The organism is Azoarcus indigens (assembly GCF_004361735.1).
Lineage (GTDB): Bacteria > Pseudomonadota > Gammaproteobacteria > Burkholderiales > Rhodocyclaceae > Azoarcus > Azoarcus indigens.
On sequence record NZ_SNVV01000061.1, the window covers coordinates 1 to 2,202 of the forward strand.

A 2,202-nucleotide genomic window follows, 5' to 3' on the forward strand; every position below is an offset into this window, starting at 1 on the left:
TGTCAAGCGACACGAGGATTTAACCCCCTGACGACATCTGGAATTGACCCCCTGGGTTAATCAACTCTCCGCGGTGATCGGGGTGGGGGCCGCGGCCTTCTGCAGAAGTCCGCTGCGCCGCTTGTCACGCAGCCGGTAGCTGTCACCTCGGATCGTAATCACGTGGCTGTGGTGCAGCAGCCGATCGAGGATGGCGGTGGCCGCCACCGCATCGCCGAACACCTGTCCCCATTCGCCGACCGGGCGGTTGCTGGTGATCAGCATGCTGGCCCGCTCGTAGCGCCGCGACACCAGTTGGAAGAACAGGTGTGCCGCGGCCGGTTCGAGTGGCAAGTAGCCAAGCTCATCGATGATCAGCAGCTTGGGCTTTGAGAGCTGCAGCAGCTTCTCCTCGAGTCGTCCGTCGGCGTGCGCCTTGGTCAGCCCAGCCATCAGCGCCGCCGCCGAGGTGAAGAGCACCGTGTAGCCACGATCAACCGCTTCGCGCCCGAGCGCGACCGCCAAGTGCGTCTTGCCCACGCCGGGTGGGCCGAGCAGCAGCAGGGCTTGGCCGTGGCCGACCCAGCGGCCCGTGGCCAGATCGCGGATCTGCCCCGGATCGATCGAGGGCTGCGCCTCGAAGTCGAAGCCTTCGAGCGTGCGCACGCACGGGAAACGGGCGAGCTTCATGCCCATCTGGATGCGCCGTGTGTCGCGCCGGGCGACTTCGCGCTCGGCCAGGAACAGCAAGGCTTCGCGCAGCGTCATCTGTGCCCGGCTGGCTTCGTCGAGCAGGCTGTCGAGCTGATCGCGGATCGCCGTCAGCCGCAGCCGGGTGAGCAGTTCGTCGAGTCGGTCGGTGTCGATCATCACCAGCCTCCGCCCACGAGCGCTTCATACTCGGCCAACGGGCGCAGCAGCGCATCGGTGCGCGGCGGCGGCTCAAGCTCGGCCGGCGGCGGCAGTCCTCCCAGCAGATGGCCGCGCTCGATGCTGCGCCCCCGGCTGCCGGAGAGTTCCGCATGGCGGGCCACCTCCTCGCCGGCATACTCGATCGCCACGGTGTCGGCGCTGACAAGGACCGTGACCGTCTCGCCGATCAGCCGCCACGGCACGCTGTAGGCGTTGGTGTCGAGTTCGATGCAGCCCTCGGCATTGACCCGGCGCACGAGCTCGCGCACCTGCAGGAAGGGAGCAATCCCGGCAACCGGACGCAGGTGCTCGCGCTCCAGGTCGAAGCGCTCAACGGGCGCGACGCCCGTCGTGCCATGGATGCGCACATCGGCCACCTCGCGCTGCCAGCGTGCCAGGTGCGCTTCCATCGCCGCCCAGCTCTCGAAGGCGTGGCCGGCGATCGCGTTCTTCTTTACGTAGCCCACGCCGTTCTCGGTCTTGCCCTTGGTGCGGGCGCGAAACGGGGCGCACGCCCGGGCAGCGATGTCCCAGTGCCGACAGAACGCCTCGAAGCGGCTGTTGAGCCGAACCTGGCGTGTCTGCGCGTCGTGCTTATCGACCAGCGCCTTGGCGTTGTCGACGAGCAGCGTCTGCGGCCGCCCGCCGAAGTGGGCAAACGCGGCCTCAATGCCGGCGAACCAGGCACTCTGGCGCTCGTGCCGGAACGCGCACGCGAAACCTCGGCGCGAGTAGCCCAGCGTCGCTACGAACAGGAACACCCGTACCGGCTCGCCACCGATCGTCACGCGCGTCTGCCCGAAGTCGATCTGCATCTGTTCGCCCGGCGCCGTCTCGAAGCGGATCGTCGCACGGCGACTGGCCTCCAGCTCCTGACGGAAACCCCGGCACGCACGCTCGACGGTACGCAGACTCGTCTCGACGCCCAGCTCCTTGCTCAACTGCTGACGCACCACGTCGCAGTTGCCCCGGTGCTGCAGGAAGCGCTCCCGCAACCAGACCTCCTGACCGTCGAGCACGCTCGTGCGCTGCGGCTGCCGGTAGGGCACCGGTCCGCCCGCGTTCAAGTACCGCCGCACCGTGTTGCGGGCGATGCCCAGCGTCCTGGCGATGCGCTTCGCGCCCCAGCCCGATTGCCCCAACCGAACGATCGTCGTGACCGCCTCCGGCTCCAACATCTCCTGCACTCCGCAAACAACACGGCGCACAGCATTCACCTCAATGTGCTTCGTTTCCAACGATGCCCTCCTTGCGAGCGAGGGGGGCAATTCCTCGTGTCGCTAGGGGGTCAATTTACGATGTCGCCTGACA

Annotated in this window: 2 protein-coding genes; both read right to left on the minus strand. The window is 67.6% G+C overall.

Annotation, left to right across the window (positions count from 1 at the left end):
- Positions 1-60: 60 nt before the first annotated feature.
- Complete coding sequence (gene istB, locus C7389_RS24640; protein ID WP_133595307.1) at positions 61-849, minus strand: IS21-like element helper ATPase IstB; 789 nt, start codon at positions 847-849, stop codon at positions 61-63.
- Entirely contained in the window at positions 849-2,069 is a 1,221-nt protein-coding gene (gene istA / locus C7389_RS24645; RefSeq protein WP_162851838.1) for an IS21 family transposase, read from the minus strand. The genes istB and istA overlap by 1 nt, the downstream gene beginning before the upstream one ends.
- Positions 2,070-2,202: the final 133 nt, after the last annotated feature.